The 21,955-nt window shown below is 56.2% G+C and carries 12 protein-coding genes and 1 rRNA gene; 2 read left to right on the forward strand and 11 right to left on the reverse strand.

What is annotated here, in order from left to right; all coding sequences use genetic code 11:
• The 8 genes from GT003_RS29450 to GT003_RS29485 all read right to left on the reverse strand — a co-directional run.
• A 16S ribosomal RNA gene (locus tag GT003_RS29450) occupies positions 1 to 145 on the reverse strand; the annotation flags it as partial.
• 356 nt (positions 146 to 501) lie between these two features.
• A complete protein-coding gene (gene ligA / locus GT003_RS29455; RefSeq protein ID WP_239565906.1) occupies positions 502 to 2,547 on the reverse strand; it encodes an NAD-dependent DNA ligase LigA in 2,046 nt (681 codons plus the stop codon).
• A 58-nt stretch (positions 2,548 to 2,605) separates the two neighbouring features.
• The gene (gene pcrA, locus GT003_RS29460; protein WP_161704774.1) at positions 2,606 to 4,957 is read right to left on the reverse strand and encodes a DNA helicase PcrA; all 2,352 of its coding nucleotides are present in this window, start codon (positions 4,955 to 4,957) and stop codon (positions 2,606 to 2,608) included.
• Between the two features lie 165 nt (positions 4,958 to 5,122).
• The gene (pcrB, locus tag GT003_RS29465) at positions 5,123 to 5,836 is read right to left on the reverse strand and encodes a heptaprenylglyceryl phosphate synthase (protein WP_161704776.1); all 714 of its coding nucleotides are present in this window, start codon (positions 5,834 to 5,836) and stop codon (positions 5,123 to 5,125) included.
• A gap of 32 nt (positions 5,837 to 5,868) precedes the next feature.
• Positions 5,869 to 6,237: an STAS domain-containing protein gene (locus GT003_RS29470; RefSeq protein ID WP_338045950.1), complete on the reverse strand. Its 369-nt coding sequence runs from the start codon at positions 6,235 to 6,237 to the stop codon at positions 5,869 to 5,871.
• A gap of 16 nt (positions 6,238 to 6,253) precedes the next feature.
• Positions 6,254 to 8,419: an ATP-binding SpoIIE family protein phosphatase gene (locus GT003_RS29475; RefSeq protein WP_161704778.1), complete on the reverse strand. Its 2,166-nt coding sequence runs from the start codon at positions 8,417 to 8,419 to the stop codon at positions 6,254 to 6,256.
• Positions 8,410 to 10,242 (reverse strand): ATP-binding protein, encoded by a 1,833-nt coding sequence (locus tag GT003_RS29480; protein WP_161704780.1) that lies wholly within the window; start codon positions 10,240 to 10,242, stop codon positions 8,410 to 8,412. Before GT003_RS29480 ends, GT003_RS29475 begins: the two co-directional genes overlap by 10 nt.
• 208 nt (positions 10,243 to 10,450) lie before the next feature.
• Positions 10,451 to 12,997 carry a U32 family peptidase gene (locus GT003_RS29485; protein WP_161704782.1) on the reverse strand — a complete coding sequence of 849 codons (2,547 nt, stop codon included), beginning with the start codon at positions 12,995 to 12,997 and terminating at the stop codon, positions 10,451 to 10,453.
• Positions 12,998 to 13,354: 357 nt separating this feature from the next.
• Here GT003_RS29485 and GT003_RS29490 point away from each other — a divergent pair, with 357 nt between their 5' ends.
• On the forward strand, positions 13,355 to 14,323 hold the full coding sequence (locus tag GT003_RS29490) for a sugar phosphate isomerase/epimerase family protein (protein ID WP_161704784.1): 969 nt from the start codon (positions 13,355 to 13,357) through the stop codon (positions 14,321 to 14,323).
• Between the two features lie 209 nt (positions 14,324 to 14,532).
• On the opposite strand, the gene GT003_RS29495 is transcribed toward GT003_RS29490, so the two are convergent.
• Positions 14,533 to 14,748: a hypothetical protein gene (locus tag GT003_RS29495; protein ID WP_161704786.1), complete on the reverse strand. Its 216-nt coding sequence runs from the start codon at positions 14,746 to 14,748 to the stop codon at positions 14,533 to 14,535.
• A 298-nt stretch (positions 14,749 to 15,046) separates the two neighbouring features.
• Here GT003_RS29495 and GT003_RS29500 point away from each other — a divergent pair, with 298 nt between their 5' ends.
• Positions 15,047 to 16,657, forward strand: a complete 1,611-nt coding sequence (locus GT003_RS29500) for a nitrite/sulfite reductase (protein WP_161704788.1) — start codon at positions 15,047 to 15,049, stop codon at positions 16,655 to 16,657.
• Between the two features lie 212 nt (positions 16,658 to 16,869).
• Here the strand turns inward: GT003_RS29500 and uvrA are convergent, their stop codons facing one another.
• Together uvrA and uvrB are read right to left on the reverse strand one after the other, a co-directional pair.
• Positions 16,870 to 19,746 carry an excinuclease ABC subunit UvrA gene (uvrA, locus tag GT003_RS29505; protein WP_161704790.1) on the reverse strand — a complete coding sequence of 959 codons (2,877 nt, stop codon included), beginning with the start codon at positions 19,744 to 19,746 and terminating at the stop codon, positions 16,870 to 16,872.
• 21 nt (positions 19,747 to 19,767) lie between these two features.
• The gene (uvrB, locus tag GT003_RS29510; protein WP_161704792.1) at positions 19,768 to 21,771 is read right to left on the reverse strand and encodes an excinuclease ABC subunit UvrB; all 2,004 of its coding nucleotides are present in this window, start codon (positions 21,769 to 21,771) and stop codon (positions 19,768 to 19,770) included.
• Positions 21,772 to 21,955: the final 184 nt, after the last annotated feature.

Genomic DNA, 21,955 nt, shown 5'->3' on the forward strand with positions numbered 1-21,955 from the left:
TTATCCCGGTCTTCCAGGCAGGTTGCCTACGTGTTACTCACCCGTCCGCCGCTAAGCTATTCCCGAAGGAATAACTCCGCTCGACTTGCATGTATTAGGCACGCCGCCAGCGTTCGTCCTGAGCCAGGATCAAACTCTCCATAAAAGTGGCCGAAGCCATTGTATAGAACAAGCTTGTTAGCTCATTACTTTGCTAGCTTGTACGATTGACGAATCAATCGCTTTAAAGCATTTGTTGGATTCTGACGTGATCCATATGTTCAGTTTTCAAAGAACTTGTTTTGCTGTGATCACTTGCGTGGTCACAAGAAATTATATTATCAGCTTTCCACTCGTTCGTCAACATTTTTTTCTTTCTTGTCGAAAGCGTTTCGTTCGATGTTGGCGTGCGCCTCAAAAGCGACAAGAAGTAATTTACCATATCTAAAAGCGGATTACAACTTGTAAAAAATGACAAAGGCCGTACTTGAGCATGCATGCTCAAGTACGGCCTTTGTATCTTTATTCGCCTAACAATTTCAAGAATTCCTGCTCATCTTCGATAACCGTAACGCCGAGCTCCTTGGCTTTTGTCAGTTTACTGCCGGCGCTCTCGCCCGCGATGACGAAATCGGTTTTCTTCGAAACGCTGCCGCTGATCTTGGCGCCGAGCGCCTCCAGCTTCTTCCCTGCCTCGTCCCTAGTCATGAGGGAGAGCGTCCCGGTCAGCACGACGGTTTTGCCGCTGAAGATGCTGTCCGTTCTTGCTGGAGCGGCATTCTCCGCCTCGGCCTTAACACCGAGGGCAAGCATCCGGTCTATGTTATCGGAAGCCACCGGATCACGGAAATAACTGTAGATACTCTCGGCCACGATACCGCCCACGTCGGGCAAGCCGACTAGTTCTTCAACCTCCGCTGATCGAATCGCAGCCAATTGCCCAAAATGATCAGCGAGCATTTTGGTCGTCGCTTTACCCGTATTCGGGATCCCTAGCGCAAACAAGAAAGCAGCAAGATCACGGTCTTTAGACTTCTCCAGCGCTTCCACCAGCTTACGGGCTTTGCGGTCGCCGAAGCGCTCGAGACCGATAAGGTCGTCATAAGACAACGCGTAAAGATCCGCTGGATCGCGCACGCCGCATTCGTCGAAGAGCTGCTCAGCCGTCATAATGCTGAAGGACTCGATGTCCATCGCGTCGCGCGAGGAGAAATGCGTAATGCGCGCTATCGTTTGCGGCCGGCATCCGAGCTTGTTCGTGCAGAAGAGATGCGCGCCGCGCAGTTCCAGCAGCGTGCCGCAGGACGGACAAATCTCCGGCACGAGGATTTCTTGTCCGGGTTCATCGTCCGCTTTGCCCAGGATCTCCGGTATGACATCGTTAGACCGCCGGATGAAGACATGGGTACCGAGCGCAAACTTCAAGTTCTTGCGTTCGATATCGCCAATGTTATTCAACGTGCAGTTCTGAACGGTTACCCCGGCCAAGTCGACGGCTTCGACGCGCGCTACCGGCGTGATTTTACCGGTACGGCCGACTTCCCACGAGACGGATTCCAAGATTGTCGTCGTTTCCTCCGCTTCGAATTTGAACGCTACCGCCCACCGCGGGAATTTGTCGGTATAGCCCAGGGCCTCGCGCGTGCGCATATCCGTTAGTTTGACAACGGCGCCATCGATCAGAAAATCATGCTCATGCCGCCCTTCGGCCACGCGCTCGAGCTCCGCCTGCACCTCTTCGATCGTAGACCAATAACTCGTATAGGCATTCACCTTGAAGCGGTTATCCTGCAAAAATTGAATCATCTCTTGATGGGTATCGAACGAAACGCCGTCCGCATAACCGACATTATAGAAGTATGCGCTTAGCTTGCGCTCTGCCGTAATCTTCGGGTTCTGGTTACGCAAAGCTCCGGCAGCGGCATTGCGGGCATTCTTGAGCGGCTCCGCCGCCGTTCGGTTGTACGCTTCCAGCACCGACAAATTCATAATGCCTTCGCCTTGGACTTCAATAATGCCATCCGAGAACGGAATGGTAAGCGGAATGGAACGAATGGTCTTGACCTGCGCGAGGATGCCTTCGCCCACGACGCCGTTGCCGCGCGTGGAAGCCTGCACGAGATTGCCGTCCTCATAAGTCAGGTTCAGGGTTAGACCGTCAAACTTCAGCTCAATGACGTAGGAAGGCTCAGGGAGCGGATCCGTATCGGGATTCTTGGCGTTATAGTCGGCAACCGCTCGGCGTACGCGGGCATTCCAGGCCAGCAAATCCTCGGCGTCCTGCGCCTTGTCCAAGCTCCACAAGCGCGCGCGGTGGCGGTACGGCTCGAAGCCCTTCAAAATATCTCCGCCAACCCGCTGGGTCGGAGAATCCGGAAGCGCCTGTCCGGTCTGCAGCTCCAGCTGCACAAGCTCGTCATAGAGCTCGTCATACTGCTTGTCGCTGATCGTCGGCCGATCCAGCGTGTAATAGTTATGGCTGTGGAGCGTAAGCTGATCGACCAGTTCGCGCATGCGCGCCAGGCTTGCCGAATCGGCGTTTTGTCCCGGTTCCATCGCAGTCGTCATTGACGTCCTCCCTCTCATATTCAAATCAATCTCTCCGTGCGCTATGCGCTTAAGACGGTTAAACCTTGTGAATCGGCGCGTAAGCGGCCATCAGCTTGCGAATGCCGGTCGGCGCTTCGAAAGCGACTTTGAGCTCCTGCTCGCCGACCGCTCCTCGAGCGTCAACGACTGTTCCTATGCCCCACTTACCGTGGGATACCTTATCTCCGACGGAGAAGCTTACTCCGGCGGATGCTGCCGCATCCGGCGTTCTGCCCGGGAGAGCAGGACGAACTACGCCTGCCGCGGGACTCGTACGCACGCCGCCGCCAGCAGGGGCCCCCGGTCGTTGCGGCGATGCCGCCGGCCCGCGGAAACCGAACCCGCTGCCAGTCGACCCGGCTGGCCTGCTTGCCCCGAATCCGCCTCCGGCAAAACTGCTTCCTCCGCCTGCCGGCCTGCCGCGCCCCACGGCCGAAGCGTCCGTCTTGAGCTCGTCAGGCACTTCTTTCAGGAAGCGCGATGGCATATTGGCGTTGGTCCGGCCGAACAGCGTGCGCATTCGCGCGCAGGTCAGGAATAGCTGCTTCTCCGCGCGGGTGATGCCCACGTAAGCCAATCGCCTTTCTTCCTCAAGCTCGTCGTTGTCGTTCAACGCCCGGCTGTGCGGGAACACGCCTTCCTCCATGCCCACGATGAAGACAATCGGGAATTCCAATCCCTTGGCGCTGTGCATAGTCATCAGCACGACGGCATCCTTCACGCCGCCCTCCGGCTCATCCTCGTCCATCGAATCGATGTCGGCGATCAGCGCAAGGTCCGTCAGGAACGAGACCAGCGATTTGTCCTCGTTGCGCTTCTCGAAGTCTTGCGTCACGGACAGGAACTCGTCGATATTCTCGAGGCGCGCCTTCGACTCCAGCGTATTCTCGCGCTGCAGTTCCTCGCGGTAGCCGCTCATCTCCAATATCTTCTCCGTTAATTCCGTTACGGATAAGTACTCCACCATACGAGTCAGGTTCAAGATGATCTCTTGGAACTCCCGGAGCGCCGTTCGGGCGCGTCCCGTCACGTCCAGCCAGTCGAGCTGTTCGAGCAGATTGAAGACGGAGACGCCGCGCAAGCCCGCTTCGTCCATGAGCTTCGCAACCGTGGTATCCCCGATCCCCCGTTTCGGCACGTTAACGATCCGTTGGAAACAAACATCGTCGTCCGGATTGGAAATAAGCCGCAGGTAGGCGAGCAGATCCTTGATCTCCTTGCGATCGTAGAACTTCACGCCGCCTACGATTTGGTAGGGAATATCGGATTTGATGAGCATTTCCTCTATCACCCGCGACTGGGCATTGGTTCGGTACAGTATGGCGTGATCTGCGTATTTGCGGCCTTTATTCACCTGCTGGCGAATTTGCCCGGTCACGAAATAGCCTTCGTCATGCTCCGTATCCGCTTGATAGACCATGATGGCATCGCCTTCGCCTTGATCCGTCCACAGCTTCTTATCCTTACGGGAACTGTTCAGTCTGATGACGGCATTGGCCGCATTCAATATGTTGGACGTCGAACGGTAATTCTGTTCCAGCAGAATCGCCTTCGCCTCCGGATAGTCTTCCTCGAAGTTCAAAATATTCGTAATGTCGGCGCCGCGCCAGCGGTAAATCGACTGGTCGCTGTCGCCGACCACGCAGATATTGTGATGTTTATCGGCAAGCATGTTGCACAGCATATACTGCGCACGGTTCGTATCCTGATACTCGTCGACGTGGATATAACGGAATTTGTTCTGGTAGAAGGTCAGCACGTCCGGTTCGTCCTTGAACAACTGGATCGTCTTCATGATCAAATCGTCGAAATCGAGCGAGTTGTTGCTCTTCAGTTTCTTCTGGTAGGACGCGTAGATCTTCGACACGATGCCATCGAAATAATCCCCGATCTTCTGCTCGAATTGCTCGGGCGAGATCAGTTCGTTCTTGGCCCCGCCGATCGCGGCTTGCACGCTCTTCGGTTCGAATTTCTTCGTATCGATGTTCTGTTCCTTCATGCAATTGCGAATGACAGACAGCTGATCGGCAGAATCCAGGATGGAGAAGCTGTTCGTAAATCCGATCCGGCCGATATCCCTGCGCAAAATCCGCACGCACATGGAGTGAAAGGTGGATACCCAAATATCGTTCGCGGAAGGACCGACGAGCGAGCCTACCCGCAGCTGCATTTCTCTCGCTGCTTTATTCGTAAACGTAATCGCCAGAATGCTCCATGGCGCGACGCGTCTTTTCTCCATCAGATAAGCTATTCGGTGCGTCAGCACGCGCGTTTTGCCGCTGCCCGCTCCCGCCATAATGAGCAGCGGACCTTCTGTCGCTTGCACGGCCGCACGCTGCGGCGGATTCAGCTTGCTGACAGCCTGATCGATGCTAAATTCATTCAACATAGTGAACACAAATCCCCTTTGTTCGCATTTGTTCGCCTATTCTCCAGTCTAGACAACCGCCCGGGATGTGTCAATTAGAGGTTCGAGGAAAAAGAAAACGGCCTTGATACGAAAGGGATGCGGCGCAACGCCCGATTTCGTCATCAAAGCCGTATAAAATGGTGGTTATTTACCGCTGTAGGGTACTTCGGCAACCGCGGCAACCGTCGATAACGCAGCCGCCAAGTCATCGTAAATCGCGTTCCCGACGATGACGGTGTGCGCCGCTTCCGCGGCCAGCCGCGCTTTGTCGGCATTGTCGATGCCTCCGCCGTAGAACAATCTTGCAGCCGCGGTTATTCTCCCCGCTCTCTTGACCAATTCCATATCGCCGAACTTGCCGCTGTACTCCATATAAATAATCGGCAGCCTCATCAGCCTATCCGCCATATAGATATGCGCCGTTACCGACTCCGCATCAAGCGCCGCGTTCGCTCCAGTCAGCTTCGCCGCCTCGGCTTCTCCGTTCAGGATCAAATATCCTTCCGCCGAAGTGATCTCCCAAGGAATGAACGCACCGAACGCGCGCAGCGCGCCGATCTGCCTGCCCGCCATCCACTCCGCCCGATCCGTGTTCAGGACAAGCGGTATGAAATAATGGTCGAAGCCGGGAACGGCTGCCTCTTCGCTGGAAACCTCAAGCGCGCAAGGCACCTCGTACCGCCGAATGCGGGACATGAGGTCGACCGTATTGTCGAACGTCACGCCCGTCGAGCCGCCGACGATCACGGCGTCCGTGCCGGACATGCAAATCGCGTCCAACTGTTCGTCGCTGATCGCACGTTCCGGATCGAGCTTGAAGACATGACGCCATGTTTCGTATATCGCTTGAAACTCCATGTTACCCTCCATCTTCTTCACGCTTGATGCCATTAAAGATTAAGCGCCTCGATTCGCTGCATGACCGCGAACTCGTTGGGATAAATCATCATATACTCCGTCAACCCCACCATACGGAACAGCTTCTCGTAATGAGGCGTCACGCCCCAGGAAAACGTATGCACCCCGGCCTTGCTGCCCATGCGGGCCAGGCGGATCAGCACGGCCATGCCGCCGCTGTTGATATACTCCACCTTCGTCAAATCCAGCGCCAGGAATCGAACACCGAGGCCCAGCTCCGTCTCCTGCTCCAAGACCGAAATCAGCTTTGCCTCCGCCGATTTCGTCAAATCGCCGTTCAGCTCAAGTACCATCCCGCCCTCGAATTTACGCGTATGCATCGAAAAAGGTTGTTCTGCCACTGTGTTGCCTCCTCTTCTATATCGAATGCTCTCCCGGAGCGTTTCTCGGTTTACGCATAAAATACAGCTCGGTATAGAAGCCGCGCTCATCCCGTCCCGTCGTCCAATAGTCGGCAAGCGAATCGATCATGACGAGCCCCCAGCCGCGCGGATCCTCGGATTCCAGCTTCTTGCGCATCTCTTCTTCGTCTCGGTTGAGACGGGGGAAATAGCCGCCGCCTTCATCATAAACTCGGCATACCGCAAGCATGCCGCCGATTTGGGCAATCAGCGTCACGTATTTATTCGGCTGCAGTCCGTTGCCATGTTCAATGGCATTAATCATCGCTTCGCATATCGCGCTTTGCACGTCTTCGCGGATGTCGCATTCCGGCCAACGTTCCTCCATCCAATCGCCAAGCTTCATGGCGATCAGGCGCTCGCTGCCCAGATGGCTGCGCAGCGACCATTCCCTGGACAGAAAGGGATTATCGAAATGTCCGGAGACCGAACCCTGCTCGACCTGCGACAGGTTCAGCTTGGCAAGCAAGCTGCGATACTCCCCCGCCAGCTCGAGAACGACGACGGTTCTGTCGTCTTGACCCGGACCGCATTCCTGGTCGACCCGGGCAAGCCAGTCGTCAATAACCACAGCCAGGTCCATCGCAGGCTTCCATGTGGCAAGCTCCGCTTCCAGGCCCTCGAAGCTGTACATCGTTCCTTGTTGGTTAATCGCCTCAATTAATCCGTCGGTATATAGCAGAAACCGGTCGCCGTCCTCCAACTGCAGACTCAATTCCTCGTATTCGGCATCCGGATCGATACCGATGGGAAGCGAGCTGCAGTCCACTGCCTTATATTGGCCTTCTTTAGAAACAACGTAGGGCGACAGATGCCCTGCGCTGGCGTATTGCACGTGATTATTGGTTAAATCGATGACGCCGACGCCGATCGTGACGGAACCGTCATCGCCCATGGCTTCGCAAAGTTGCCGGTTCATGCGGGCAAGCACCTCCGAGGGGCTGCCGCTTCGCCGGATCTCGGACCGGAAGACGAGCAGCTGCGCGGACATGAGGAGCGCGGCAGGCAGGCCTTTGCCGGATACGTCGCCGATCATGATCGCGAACCGGCTCGGTCCGAGCGACACGACGTCGAAGAAGTCCCCGCCTACCTCGCGATAAGGCTGGCAGCGGGCCGTAATCCGGTACGAACCGATCGTCAGGTCGCCGGGCGGCAGAAGCTTCTGCTGCACATTGTAGGCCAGTTTCAGCTCGCGTTCCAGCGACTCGTATTCTCGATTAATCCGGTTTTGCAGTTCATTGAAAGCAACGGCCAGTTCCCCCGCTTCGTCATGGAGAATGGCCGCCGCTTCGTTTCTCGGCAAGTCATAGCCGCCCACCAGTCCGCGGATGCCGCGGATCAGCCTTCTCAGCTCTTCCCTGAATTGCATCGTTACGTAACTGAACAAGCTTAATCCCATTATAAAATAAAACATGGCCATGATGCCAAACTTGTACGGATCGGTCGGTTCATGGGGGCTAGCCGTCACAATCGCCAGCTGAAGCAGGCTCAGGATCGTCACGATGAACGTGCTCGTATAGGTGATCACGAGCGGCTGGGCGACGGATGCCCGGCCGTCGAATCCGCTCGGCAGCGGCTGGAGCCGCATGAGAACCGGTCTGAGCGTGCGGCGTACCGAAGTAAACAAAATAATGGCCATGAAGATAAACAGGCCTTGCTCCCCCACGACCGTCCCGAGAAGACGCAAGCCGTCAGTCTGCTCCTGCATGATATACGCTGCGATATCCATGCCATGGAACAAGACCGAAAGCAGCAAGCCAAACAAACACATGCCGGCGAAGAGCTCATACGGAAGCCGGTACAGCCGCAGAAGCGCCCTGTTGGTCTGACTCTCTTGGCTTTGTCCGCCTGCCGGCCTGAATTGCGCTTGCAATATACTGAAAACCGGCTGAAGCCTTATGACGGATATGCACAGGAGCAGCAAGCCCAGAAAAAGCGCTCCCAAGCCCAGGATCACTACCGGAAACGGGAACATTTTATTAAAGTAGGCATCCAGCAGCGCTTCGGCCCGCACGATGAGCACGCCGGCAAGCATCGTAATCAAGAAGACGGCAAGCAGACGATTGAGCAGCATCCCGTTGTAGTACACAGGCGGTTTTTTCTGCCGCGTCGTCATTTCCATAGCAGCTTCCTGACTTCTTCCAACGGCTCGATACCGAGTTCTTCCTTCCAAACGCGTTCAAGCCGGCGATACCAGCTGATCGCCTCGACGCGGCGGTTGCCGCGCAAGCAAAGCCTGATCATGGCTTCGAACGCCTCCTCGTGTTCAGGCCGCAGCGCGATCCAATCGGACAGCCGCTGTTCTTCGCGCGCTTCGTCTTTCTGATCGGCATAGAACGCCGCCAGTCTTTTGAGCATCGTGGTCTGCCTGTCCAGCAGCTGTTCCCTGGTGCGCTCCAGCCACTCCGCGTAAGGGAGCTCAGTCGCAAGGAGACCGTAGAGCGGTATCGCCTTCTCATACAGCCGGCTGGCAGCCTCGTGGTCGTCCATCCATAGCTGGTCCCCCACGCGGGATAGCGTTATGAACGTCTCGACGTCTACGGATTCGACCGCCTGCTCCGCTATACCCACCACCCCTCGCTTGGCGTACACAGCTTCCTCGTGCAGGCCGATCTCCTTGAGCGCATTGCGCAGGTCATGCAGCGTTACGTACAGTTGATTGGAGCGCTTCGCGGGGTCGCCCTCGCCGAAAACCCGCTCGATGACCTGCTCGCGATTGGATTTATATGCCGGCTGCAGAAGCAGGTAGGTGAATAACTCGCCGGCTTTGCGCCGCTTCCAAACCGGTTCGGCCTGCTGGCCATCCTCCGTGCTGAAGCCGATGCCGCCAAACAGCTTGATTCTCCACTTCGAACCTGCACTTGCGCCCGCGCTGGCGTTCGATTGTTCCGCCGCGGGAGGTGATTGCTGCGGGAAATCGTTTTGCCTTCCGGTTCCGAGCCCGCGGGAACCATCAGCAATGGGACGCAGACTTTCTCCGGGCCGGGCAGCTGCAGCCGTAGCATCAACCGTCGCCGCAGCCAGCCGCTCCTGCAATTCGACCGCCAGCCGATGGGCGGCAGGCGTCGACAAGAGCCGCTGTCTGCGTTCAAACAGCCGCAGCGCTTCCGCTGCCGCCTCGAGCCGTTTCTCCGCCAACATCCGTCTCGCTAAGGCCCCTGCGGCATAAATGCCGCACTCGATATCATCGGCAAGTTCCTCCGGCAGGCGCTCTTCAGCTTCTCCCATTACGACGGCCTTGCTTAAATAAGCGTATCGAACAGGCAGCCGTTCGCACATGGACGCATCGGGCTTCGGACTGCCGAGCAGATCCAAGACCGCGGCGGCCAGCGGCTGCTCCGCCGTATGCCGTTTCAACCAATTCAACCAGAACGGCCAGTCCGGATTCGACTGTACCCGCGGATCGAAGATCCGGCTGTCCAGCAGGGCAAAGCCGGTCCACAGCGGCCTGCCTTCTTCCCGAAATCGTTCTACCGCAGCCATCATCAGTCCCAGCGCTTCTTCGAATCGGGATGGATGGTTCGGCGCGCTCGCCGCCGATCGGGCCAGCGCCCATGGGACGAAACCGCTGCAATGCTCCCGGTTGCGCGCCCATTCTTGCTCGAGCAGCGTCATGAAAGGCTTGGATTCGTGCAGATCTCCAACCTGAATATACAAGAGCCCCAGCATCGCCATCATCGTCAGCATCGCGGACTCGTCGGCCTGCGCGGCAAAACCGCGAAGCGCGGCTTCCAGCCTTTGCTTCGTTTCCATCGGCTGTCCGTTCAACAGTCTATGTTCGCATTCGGCGCGAAGCAGCAGGGGGGACTTCATTCTTATCTCTGAAGGAATGGCCATAAGCTGCTCGATTGACGGCATCTGCCCATCTAGGATCGTTTGTTCTGCTTTCATTACTTGACCCAGCCATTGATCATGCTGCGATCCTTGATTGTTGTTCTGATTCATTGGCACCCTCACCGCGCTTCGTTTATTCATCCAGGTCAATATGAACTTCAAACCGTCGTTTTGTCCCAAATGGCGCTAATAGTTGCTATAATTCGCTTCCCATTGGGCAAATTCCTCTCGGGATTGTCGAAATGAAACGTTTCTTGTACTCCTTATTACCCAAAAAAAGAAAAGAGAGACCCCGTTAAAGGTCTCTCCCACGATACGTCTATTTCACCAACTGGCCCCTCGTAACGCCCAGCTGATTGATCGCTTTCAGACTGCGCCACACCTGCGTACCGCCGATGCGTCCGGCAAGCGCGTCGCTGTACAGCTCGATAACCTCTTCTACTTTATCGGCCGTTTCTTCCAAAAATTCAATACGAAATGACGAAACGCCCAAATCCTTGAACTGCACCATATATTCCGCGCCGGACTGCTCGATGGCGTTGTAAACGGTATTCCGGCAGCCTTCGTCGACCCGGACGGGATGGGACATACCGATCCGGTCCTGTAGGGAAGCGCGGTGCTCCTCGCACGGACGTCCGCAGTTCGTATAGTCGGTGCCCTCGCTCATGAACGTGCAATATACGCAATGCTCCGTATGGAACATCGGCAGATGCTGATGAATGACGATCTCGGTCCGCGACGTATCGCTCGCACTCAGCAAATCGAACATTTGCTGGACGTTCAGGTCGTACGATGGCGTGATGAGATCGCAGCCCGCATCCAGGAACAAATCCGATGCCTTATGGTTAGCGACATTCAGCGAAAAATCGCCGATCAGCCGCGGGAAGGGCTCGTTCGGATTGGCGGCCTTGGCGCGCAAGTAGTAATACAACGCACCCGTATTCCTTACCAGTACCGCATCAGGCTTCAGCTTAAGAATGTTGGCGTGATAGCCGTTCTCGCCCGGCATATGAATCCGCGGCGTCGCCAAAGCAATCGGCTTGCCCGCGCTCCGCGCAAGCTCCATGGCGGCAGGGAACTGCTTAATGAACTCGAAATCGGCATAAACCATGCCAACCTTCTCGGAGCGCACCGCCGCTTCCAATTGCGGCAGGCTGCGGCATAGCACCGTCAGCTTGGCCGTGCGGTCCGCCGCGGCGGAAAGCGTAGCTCCGCCGCCGCGCGTATGGCCCGCGGCGCTGCCGCCATGCGCGTCGCCGTACGTCTCGACGCTGCGCTTCACGTACACGGGCGGCTTCGGACGTTCGCCCGCCAGCGCTTCCGCAGCCTCGCGCCGCATCCGGTTCAGCTCGCGCATCGGCACGATCAGGTCGCCGTCCAGCTCGACGTCGAGCGTCTCCAGCTGGTACACCGTGCCGCCCAGCCGGCCAAGCTGTTCACGCAGCAAAGCTTCGTCCATCGGGCGCTTCTGAGCATGCTCGAGCAGCAGTTCCGATGTAACCTCGACCGTGTTGCCTTTCTCCACGTCGGTCCACCAGGTCCGCAGCGGCTGACCGAGTTCGCCCACGACTTTCAGGTTCAACGGAAACACGCGATAAGGCTTCTCCGTCTCGAAGGTCGCGCGAAGCCGTCTGTCCAATGCCGGGTCGCTTGTCTTCCAGACGCGGTCTCCAACGTGAACGCGGTGCAGGTCGACGTCGCTGCGGCCGGGAACGATCTCGATCACGGTCCCTTCCTGCGCTTCGCCTTCCAGCTTGACGCCCTGTCTGCGGACGTCGTACACGCGGCCGCCCTCTTCCTTCTTCGTCGGGTCGCCGGCGTCGAACACGATGCCGTCTCCCCGCTTCAACGGCGCTTCGATCCGGCACACGATGGCATCGCGCAGAATGCGCTCCACGCGTCCGAGGTAGACGCCGCGGCTCTTCGGAAACGTGCCTTCCACAAGCTTCTTGTTGTTCGTCCCCTCGAGAAAACCGGACGTGAACCCGCGGGAGAAGCTCTGCTGCAGCTCGCGGATCTCTTCCTTCGAGGGCGCCGAGCGGTCGCCGTCGAAATATTTGTCGATCGCGCGCCGGTATTTGCTGACAACGTTCGCCACGTACTCGGGGCTCTTCAACCGTCCTTCGATCTTGAAGGACGTCACGCCTGCTTCAATGAGGTCAGGCACAAGCTCCACGGCCGCGAGGTCCTTCGGCGAAAGCAGATAGGCGATGTCGCCCATCGGCTTATGCTCGCCGTCCACCATTAAATCGTACGGCAAGCGGCAAGCTTGCGCGCACTCGCCCCGATTCGCGGATCGGCCGCCCCACATTTCGGAGGTCAGACACTGTCCGGAGTACGAAACGCACAGCGCTCCGTGCACGAACACCTCCATCGGCAGCTTCGCCTGCTCGCCGATCGTCTTGATTTGCTTCAGGTTATTCTCCCGTCCAAGCACAACCCGCTCGATATCGAACGGCTTCGTGAATTCGACCGCCTCCGGCGAGGTGATCGTCATCTGCGTAGAGCCATGGATCGGGAAGTCTGGCGACAGCTCCCTGATCAGTTTTACGAGCCCCAGATCCTGGACGATCACGGCGTCGACGCCCGCATCGATGCAGGAATCGATTAGCCGTTTCGCGTCTTCCAGCTCATTTTGAAACACCAATATATTAAAGGTCAAAAACCCTTTCACGCCATAGCTGTGCAGGAACGCCATAATTTCCGGCAGCTCGTCGGTTTGAAAATTGTTCGCCCGCGCCCGCGCGTTGAACTTCTCCACGCCGAAAAAAATGGCATCGGCACCATTCGCCACCGCCGCCCGCATGCAGTCCCAGTCACCGGCCGGAGCCAGCAGCTCGACATCTTGCCGTTTCATCATATTCATGTAAACGTCCGCCATCCTATCTTGCAAATCACGTATTTTCTTTCATTTTAACAGAGCGCAGGTATAAACAAAAGCCGCTAACCTGCAGGAAACGGCTGGGCAGCCGATAATCTCCGCTCTCTGCGATTATGCACCTCTCAATCGCGGCCATTACTTAATAGGAAAAAAAATGATTTCCGAAGCGCATGGCCCTCGCTGGACTGAGCCTTTTGCTTTTCTTGAATAAGCGTTTTCATTTTTGTCCTTTATGTATGTTTTTTTGTCATTGGCCCTTCCGAATCTTAACCTGGCATATTGCCCATGCTATAATGGATAGAGACTTGAAGTACATAACCATTGGGAGGTAACTATACTCGTATGAAACTCGGCGTATTTTCCGTTCTATTTGCTCAGAAATCGTTTGAAGACGCACTGGACTACATCGCTTCCAAAGGTCTGGATGCCATTGAAATCGGCACGGGCGGTTACCCTGGCAACGCACACTGCGATCCGGACGTCCTGCTTGCCGACGAAAGCAAGCTGAAGGCGTTCAAAGACGCCATCGACGCGCGCGGACTCACGATCAGCGCGCTTAGCTGCCACGCTAACCCCCTGCACCCGCAGAAAGCGATCTCAAGCGAACACGACGCCATCATCCGCAAAACGATCCAATTGGCTTCCAAGCTGGGCGTTTCGGTTGTCAATACGTTCTCCGGCTGCCCCGGCGACCACGAGGACGCTAAATATCCGAACTGGCCGGTTGCCCCTTGGCCGAACGATTATCAAGAAATCCTCGACTGGCAGTGGGAGAACAAAGTCATCCCTTACTGGACGGAGATCGGAAAGCTCGCAACGGAAAGCAACGTTAAAATCGGCCTCGAGCTGCATGGCGGCTTCTCCGTCCATACGCCTGCTACCTTGCTTCGCCTTCGCGAAGCTGCCGGCGACGCGATCGGCGCCAACCTTGATCCGAGCCATATGTGGTGGCAGGGCATCGATCCGGTTCAAGCGATCCATATCCTGGGCCGCGCCGGCGCGATCCACCATTTCCATGCGAAAGACACGTCGATCGATCCGATCAACGTTAACAAACACGGCGTTACGGACATGCAGTCGTACGCGCTTATGCTTGACCGCGCTTGGCAGTTCCGTACGGTCGGCTATGGACACGACATGAAAGTCTGGTCCGACATTATCAGCGCGCTTCGCCTCGTCGGCTACGACTACGTCGTCAGCATCGAGCACGAAGACGGCCTGATGTCCGTGGACGAGGGCTTCACGAAAGCCGTTCAAAATCTCCAATCCATCCTGATCCGCGAGCCGCTTGGCGAGATGTGGTGGGTGTAAGTTCATCATCACCGCGCATATTATAGAAGCCTCCGCTGACCTGTCAGCGGAGGCTTCTTCTTTTGATGGCTGTAATCATCGCATGGCTGAAGCTTAGACTGGTCAAATGGCATTCGTCGACATAACGAAAAACCGCCGCAATCTTGAGGTCCAAGATTGGCGGCGGCAGTATCGTCCAAGCATCCGTTCATATGTGTGCGAAACGCGTATTACGACATCCAAACTTTGAAAATCATGACGTAATTGGCGAAAAGGAACACGAGCAGCGCAACTGTCGTAAATCCGATCGCGAATACGTTTTTCTTCGGACGAGCCATGATCAAACGAATCCATCCGATGAAAATAACAATCGTAAACAACAGCATCATGATATCCATGGGATCGAACTTCGCGAGTGCCGTCGATGCGTTCTCTGCAAGAAACATGGGTGAAATCCTCCTTCATTTTCGCACGTAGCCTATGTTACCTATGTTAGCCTCATCACGAGTCCGTTGCAAGTCACAATCGACAATCGTAACAAGTTTGTCACCATTTCTAAAAGGGGTGCTTTTATTATAAACAGACCTGTCTTTAAATATAATAATTTCTTATAATACAATACGTGCTTTTCGTTGTCGCTTCATCTTAATTATGGTACATTCATTAAAGTGATTTCATACGAAAATCGTCGGATTTTCGCGTTTGCCTGCACCAGGCGACAATACACAAGGAGGAACGACAAAAGTGGCCTATGAAGCGATCTGGATGAACGACCCTTCCAAATTAAATAAATTCGAATTTATCAAAGCTGAAAAAGACGGTCTCGACGTCATTCGCACGATCATCGACAAATATTCGAAGGAAGGCTATGCTTCCATTCCCGAAGATGACATGAACCGGTTCAAATGGGCCGGCGTGTACGAGCAAAAGCCGCGCGACGGCTACTTCATGATGCGGATCCGGATCAACACCGGGATCATGACTTCCGCGCAAGCGCGTGCGATCGCTTCGATCGGCCGCGACTATGGCCGCGATCTGATCGACGTAACGACGCGCCAAGCGATTCAGTACCACTGGCTGAAGATCGAAGACATGCCGGACATTTTCAACCGCCTGGAAGCTGTCGGCCTGTACTCCTATGAAGCATGCGGCGACTGCCCGCGCACGATCGTCGGCAATCCGCTTGCCGGCATCGATCGCGACGAGCTCATGGATACGCGCGAGATCGTCGAGCAAGTCAACGACTTCTACTTGATGAACCGCGATTTCTCCAATTTGCCGCGTAAATATAAAATGTCCATCTCGTCCAATATCTATAACAACGCCAATGCAGAGATCAACGATTTGGCGTACGTGCCGGCTACGAAAGTCATCGACGGCGAAGAAGTCGTCGGGTTCCACGTCTTTGTCGGCGGCGGCTTGTCCGCGAAACCGCATCTGGCAAAAGAACTGGATCTGTTCGTTCGTCCCGAGGATGTATTGAAGGTATCGATCGGCGTTACGACAATCTTCCGCGATTACGGGTATCGCGAGAAGCGCCACCAAGCCCGCTTAAAATTCCTGGTCGCGGATTGGGGGCCGGAGAAATTCCTCGAGAAGCTGAAAGAAATCATCGGCGACATGCCTTCCGCCGGCGAAAGCAAAATGGTCGGATGGAATGCCGTTTACTATGACGGCGTCTATCCGCAAAAGGAAGCCGGCTTGAACTTCATCGGCTTGAACGTGCCGGTGGGCCGTACCAACTCTTCGGAGCTGGAGCAGCTCGCGGACGCAGCCGACGAGTTCGGTGACGGCATGATTCGTACGACCATGTCGCAAAACATCATTCTTGCCAGCATTCCGGACGATAAAGTCGAAGCGGCGCTGCAGGTACCGGTGCTGAAACGTCTGTCGCCGAATGCGAAGCCGTTCATGAGCCGCACGGTATCCTGCACGGGCAACGAGTTCTGCAACCTGGCCGTCGTCGAGACGAAAGTACGCGCCTTACGCGTTGCCGAATACTTGGACGAGCATGTTCAGCTGGACGAGAAAATCCGCATTCACTTCATCGGCTGCCCTAACGCTTGCGGCCAGAAGCATATCGCGGACATCGGCCTGCAAGGCGCGCTCGTGAAGACGCCCGAAGGCATGGTCGATGCGTTCGACATCGCAGTAGGCGGTATTCTTGGACCAGGGGCCCAGTTCAACACGGCATTGAAAGGCCGCGTCAAAGGCGACGACCTTGGCGGCGTGCTCGTTCAACTCATTCACTTCTATAAAGAAGGCCGCGAGGCAGGCGAGACGTTCCATAACTATGTCAACCGTGTCGGCGTGCCGGCATTCCAAGACAGATTGACGGCGATTCTAGCTGGCTAGGTTTTTAACCTAAAAACAAACTTTCAGATTCGGCGGTTCCTTCACTGGAACCGTCTTTTTTGTGATAAGTCGGGAGAACGATCAAAAACCCCTTTCGGGAGCGAAGATGGAGAAGCGGCTGAAAGGCAGATCCGCTTCTCCATCATTCGTTGTCCAAAAGGGGCTTTCCAATGCTGCCGTCTAGCGACATGCTTACTGCCGTGTAGTTCGCCCTATTCGGCAGCGACGCTCTGCATCACTCGCTGCTGGGCAAGCGTCCGCTCGCGGTCGCGCTCCAGAATTGGTTTCAAGTAGCGCCCCGTGTACGAAGCCTCTACGTTGACGACTTTCTCCGGAGAACCGGTTGCGACGATCATGCCGCCGCCATTGCCGCCTTCGGGTCCGAGATCCACGATATAGTCTGCGGTCTTGATGACGTCGAGGTTATGCTCGATAACCAGTACCGATTCCCCGGAATCTACTAGGCGGTGAAGTACGACAAGCAGCCGGTCGATGTCATCGACATGCAATCCCGTCGTCGGCTCATCGAGAATGTACAGCATCTTGCCTGTGCTGCGGCGATAAAGCTCCGCTGCCAGCTTCACGCGCTGCGCTTCGCCGCCGGACAACGTCGTCGCAGGTTGACCCAGATTCATATAACCAAGACCGACATCGAGGAGCGTCTGCAGCTTGCGATGAATACGGGGCACATTGCGGAAGAACTCGCAAGCGTCCTCGATCGTCATCTCAAGCAGGTCCGCAATGCTCTTGCCCTTGTATTTCACGTCAAGCGTCTCGCGATTGTAGCGTTTGCCTTTGCAAATCTCGCAAGGCACGTACACATCCGGAAGGAAATGCATCTCGATCTTGATGATGCCGTCGCCGCGGCAGGACTCGCAGCGGCCGCCTTTCACATTGAAGCTGAAGCGGCCCTTCTTGTACCCGCGCACCTTCGCTTCGTTCGTCGACGCGTACAGATCGCGAATATCGTCGAATACGCCCGTATAGGTGGCAGGGTTAGACCGCGGCGTCCGGCCGATCGGCGATTGGTCGATATCGATGACTTTCTCGATATGCTCGAGCCCGCGGATTTCCTTATGTTCGCCGGGGCGAACTTTCGCCTTGTTGAGATCACGCGCAAGCGTCTTGTATAGAATCTCATTGACCAATGTCGATTTGCCGGAGCCGGATACGCCTGTCACGGCCGTAAACACGCCGAGCGGGAACTTGGCATTGACGCTGCGCAGGTTGTTTTCCTTGGCGCCGCGGACTTCCAGCCACTTGTCATTCGTCTCCCGACGCTTCAGCGGAACCGGAATGAACTTGCGGCCGCTTAAGTAAGCGCCCGTAAGCGAGTTCTCGTCCGCCATCACTTCCTTCGGCGTTCCCATCGAGACGACTTGCCCGCCGTGGATGCCTGCGCCCGGTCCGATATCGATAATATAATCGCTGGCCAGCATCGTATCTTCGTCATGCTCGACGACGATGAGCGTGTTGCCTAGATTGCGCATATGCTCCAGCGTCTGAATGAGCTTGTCATTATCGCGCTGATGAAGACCGATACTCGGCTCGTCAAGGATATAGAGCACGCCCATCAGGCTTGAACCGATTTGCGTCGCCAATCGGATCCGCTGCGCCTCTCCGCCGGAGAGCGTACCCGCGGCACGGTTCAGCGACAAGTACTCCAGTCCTACGTTCACGAGGAACCCGAGCCGGCTATTGATTTCTTTGAGGATCAGATTGGCGATCATCAATTCTTTCTCCGTCAGATCCAGACCGTTGAAGAAACGTTCCGCTTCGCCGATGGACAGCGAAGTGACGAACGAGATGTTCTGGCTGCCGATCGTCACTGCCAGGCTTTCCTTCCGCAGCCGATGGCCTTTGCAGCCGGAGCACGGTTTGGCGCTCATATACTGCTCGATATGCTCGCGAATGCCTTCCGAACCCGTCTCCCGATAGCGGCGCTCCAGATTGTTCACGATGCCTTCGAACGGCACGAGCGCTTCCTTGGAGTGTCCGAAATCATTCTGGTAGCGGAAGCGGACCCGTTCGCCGCCCGTCCCATTCAACAGTTTCTTCATCTGTTCGGCTGTCAGCTCGCTGACGGGCACATTACGCGGGATGCCGTAATGCTTGCAGACGGCCTCGAGAAACTGCGGATAATAATTGGACGTGCTACCCGCCCACGCTTCGAACGCGCCTTCCTCGATCGACTTGCTCGTATCCGGCACGAGCAGATCGGGATCGACGATCATTTTGGCTCCCAAGCCGTCGCAATCCGGGCATGCGCCGTAAGGACTGTTGAACGAGAACATCCGCGGCGCCAGCTCGTCGATGCTGAATCCGCAGATCGGACAAGCCAAATTGGAGCTGAACAACAGCTCTTCCTTCTCCATGACGTCGACAAGCACCTGGCCGCCGGACAGCTTCAATGCGGTCTCGAGCGAATCGGCCAACCGGCTGTGAATGTCTTCCTTCACGACGATCCGGTCGACGACGACCTCGATATTATGCTTCTTGTTCTTCTCGAGCTCGATGTTATCGCTCAACTCGCGAAGCTCGCCGTTGACGCGGATACGAACGAATCCCTGCTTCTGCACGTCCTGCAGCAGTTTAGTATGCTCGCCCTTGCGGCCCGACACGATCGGAGCCATGATTTGCAGCCGCGTCCGCTCCGGATATTCCATTATGCGGTCGACCATCTGCTCCACCGTCTGCGACGTAATCTCGATGCCGTGCTCCGGACAATGCGGCTTGCCGACGCGCGCGAACAACAGCCGCAGATAATCGTAGATTTCCGTTACCGTCCCGACGGTGGAACGCGGGTTGCGGCTCGTCGTCTTCTGGTCAATGGAAATGGCGGGCGACAGCCCGTCGATCGAATCAACGTCCGGCTTCTCCATCTGGCCAAGAAATTGGCGCGCATACGCCGACAGCGACTCGACGTAACGGCGCTGTCCTTCCGCATAGATGGTGTCGAAGGCCAAGGAAGACTTGCCGGAACCGCTGAGTCCCGTCAATACGACGAATTTGTCGCGCGGAATCGTCACGTCGATATTTTTGAGATTATGGGCTCGCGCCCCTTTAATTACGATTGAATCACTAGCCACTGTCTTACCTCTCCTCCCGGCCTACAGGCCCAACTCCGCTTTAAGCTCCAGAAGCGCGTCGCGAAGCTCGGCCGCACGCTCGAATTGCAGGCTCTTGGCCGCTTCCTTCATCTCTGCTTCCAAACGCTGCAGCAGCGACTGGCGCTCTTTCTTCGACATCTTGTCGACGCCGACGCCCGTCAAATAATCGCTCTTCTGCTCGGCCGCCTTGGTAGCTTCGATAACGTCATGCACTTTCTTGCGAATCGTCTGCGGCGTAATGCCATGCTTCTCGTTATACGCGATTTGAATGGCGCGCCGGCGTTCGGTCTCCCCGATGGCGGTATTCATGGAATCCGTATATCGGTCGGCGTACATGATGACCCGGCCCTCGGAATTACGGGCTGCCCGGCCCATCGTCTGAATCAGCGACCGTTCCGAACGAAGGAAGCCTTCCTTGTCGGCATCCAAGATGGCGACCAGCGAGACCTCCGGCAAATCCAAGCCTTCCCGAAGCAGGTTAATCCCTACGAGCACATGGAACGTGCCCATCCGCAGATCGCGAAGGATCGCCAAACGCTCCAGCGTCTTGATATCGGAATGCAGATACCGAACCTTGATGCCGACATCCTTCAAGTAATCGGTCAGGTCCTCCGACATCTTCTTCGTCAGCGTCGTGACGAGCACGCGCTCATCCTTGGCGATGCGATCGCGGATCTCGGTGAGCAGGTCGTCGATCTGCCCTTTGGTCTTGCGTACCTCGACGATCGGATCCAGGAGCCCCGTCGGACGGATGATCTGTTGGATCATCTCCGGACAATGCTCCAGTTCGTAAGGACCCGGCGTTGCCGAGACGTAAATTGCCTGTTTCACTTTCTTCTCGAATTCCTCGAACCGCAGCGGCCGGTTGTCCATGGCGGACGGCAGTCGGAACCCGTGGTCCACGAGCACTTCTTTGCGCGCGCGGTCACCGTTATACATGGCGCGAATCTGCGGAAGAGTCACGTGCGATTCGTCGATGACGATGAGCATGTCGTCGGGGAAATAATCCATCAGCGTATAAGGCGTAGCGCCTCGCTCGCGGAAGGTGAGCGGACCGGAGTAGTTCTCGATCCCGCTGCAGAAGCCCATCTCCTGCATCATCTCCAAATCGTAGCGCGTCCGCTGCTCCAGCCGCTGCAGCTCCAGAAGCTTGCCCTGCTCGCGAAACTCCGCGAGGCGTTCTTCCAGCTCGCGCTCGATATTCTTGATGGCCACCTTCATCGTATCTTCGTGCGTAACGAAGTGAGAAGCCGGGAATATCGCGACATGATCGCGCTCGCCGACGATCTCGCCGGTCAGCACGTCGATCTCCGTAATCCGTTCGATTTCGTCGCCGAACAGCTCCACGCGCATCGCGCGCTCGTTATTCGCGACCGGGAAAATCTCGATGATGTCGCCGCGAACGCGGAAAGTACCGCGAATGAAGTTAATATCGTTGCGCTGGTATTGAATGTCGACAAGCTTATGCAGAATCGCATCCCGCGACTTCTCCATGCCGACGCGCAGACTGAGTACCAGCTTTCCGTATTCGATCGGAGAACCGAGACCGTAGATGCAGGATACGCTCGCCACGATAATGACATCGCGGCGTTCGAACAGCGAGCTCGTCGCGGAGTGGCGCAGCTTGTCGATCTCGTCGTTAATGCTGGAATCCTTCTCGATGAACGTATCCGAGGACGGGATGTAGGCTTCCGGTTGATAGTAATCATAATAGCTGACGAAATAAGAGACCGCGTTGTCCGGGAAAAATTCCTTGAACTCGCTGCAGAGCTGCGCAGCCAGCGTCTTGTTGTGCGCGATAACGAGCGTGGGGCGGTTCAGCTTCGCGATCGTATTGGCGATCGTGTACGTCTTACCCGTGCCGGTCGCGCCGAGCAGCGTCTGATGCACCGCGCCCGCTTTCACGCCTTCCAGAAGCTGCTGGATCGCTTTCGGCTGATCGCCTTGAGGCGTATAATCCGACTTCAGCTCGAAAAGCCTGCCTTGATCCTGCTGTTCAACCATAAATTCACTACACCCCAATCCTATGTCTTCTATGAAAAAGGCCTATTAACTTGTATGCCCATTATGCCTTCAAAAAATAGACGGCTATCGTAATTTACACGTATCCGAAGGACCCGTAAACAAACCCTTGAAATCCATGTCGGTTAGCAGCCGCGATACGCAAGCCGGCATAAGAATATGTGTT

Origin of the sequence: Paenibacillus sacheonensis, assembly GCF_009909195.1 — a bacterium.
Classification (GTDB): Bacteria; Bacillota; Bacilli; order Paenibacillales; family Paenibacillaceae; genus Paenibacillus_Z; species Paenibacillus_Z sacheonensis.

Excerpts from the sequence above, each read along its gene's own strand:
- GT003_RS29480 (WP_161704780.1), bottom strand. The coding sequence starts at position 10,242 with ATGAATCAGAACAACAATCAAGGATCGCAGCATGATCAATGGCTGGGT.
- ligA (WP_239565906.1), bottom strand. The coding sequence starts at position 2,547 with ATGACGACTGCGATGGAACCGGGACAAAACGCCGATTCGGCAAGCCTG.
- GT003_RS29490 (WP_161704784.1), top strand. The coding sequence starts at position 13,355 with ATGAAACTCGGCGTATTTTCCGTTCTATTTGCTCAGAAATCGTTTGAA.
- GT003_RS29495 (WP_161704786.1), bottom strand. The coding sequence starts at position 14,748 with ATGTTTCTTGCAGAGAACGCATCGACGGCACTCGCGAAGTTCGATCCC.
- pcrA (WP_161704774.1), bottom strand. The coding sequence starts at position 4,957 with ATGTTGAATGAATTTAGCATCGATCAGGCTGTCAGCAAGCTGAATCCG.
- GT003_RS29475 (WP_161704778.1), bottom strand. The coding sequence starts at position 8,419 with ATGGAAATGACGACGCGGCAGAAAAAACCGCCTGTGTACTACAACGGG.
- pcrB (WP_161704776.1), bottom strand. The coding sequence starts at position 5,836 with ATGGAGTTTCAAGCGATATACGAAACATGGCGTCATGTCTTCAAGCTC.
- uvrB (WP_161704792.1), bottom strand. The coding sequence starts at position 21,771 with ATGGTTGAACAGCAGGATCAAGGCAGGCTTTTCGAGCTGAAGTCGGAT.
- GT003_RS29485 (WP_161704782.1), bottom strand. The coding sequence starts at position 12,997 with ATGAATATGATGAAACGGCAAGATGTCGAGCTGCTGGCTCCGGCCGGT.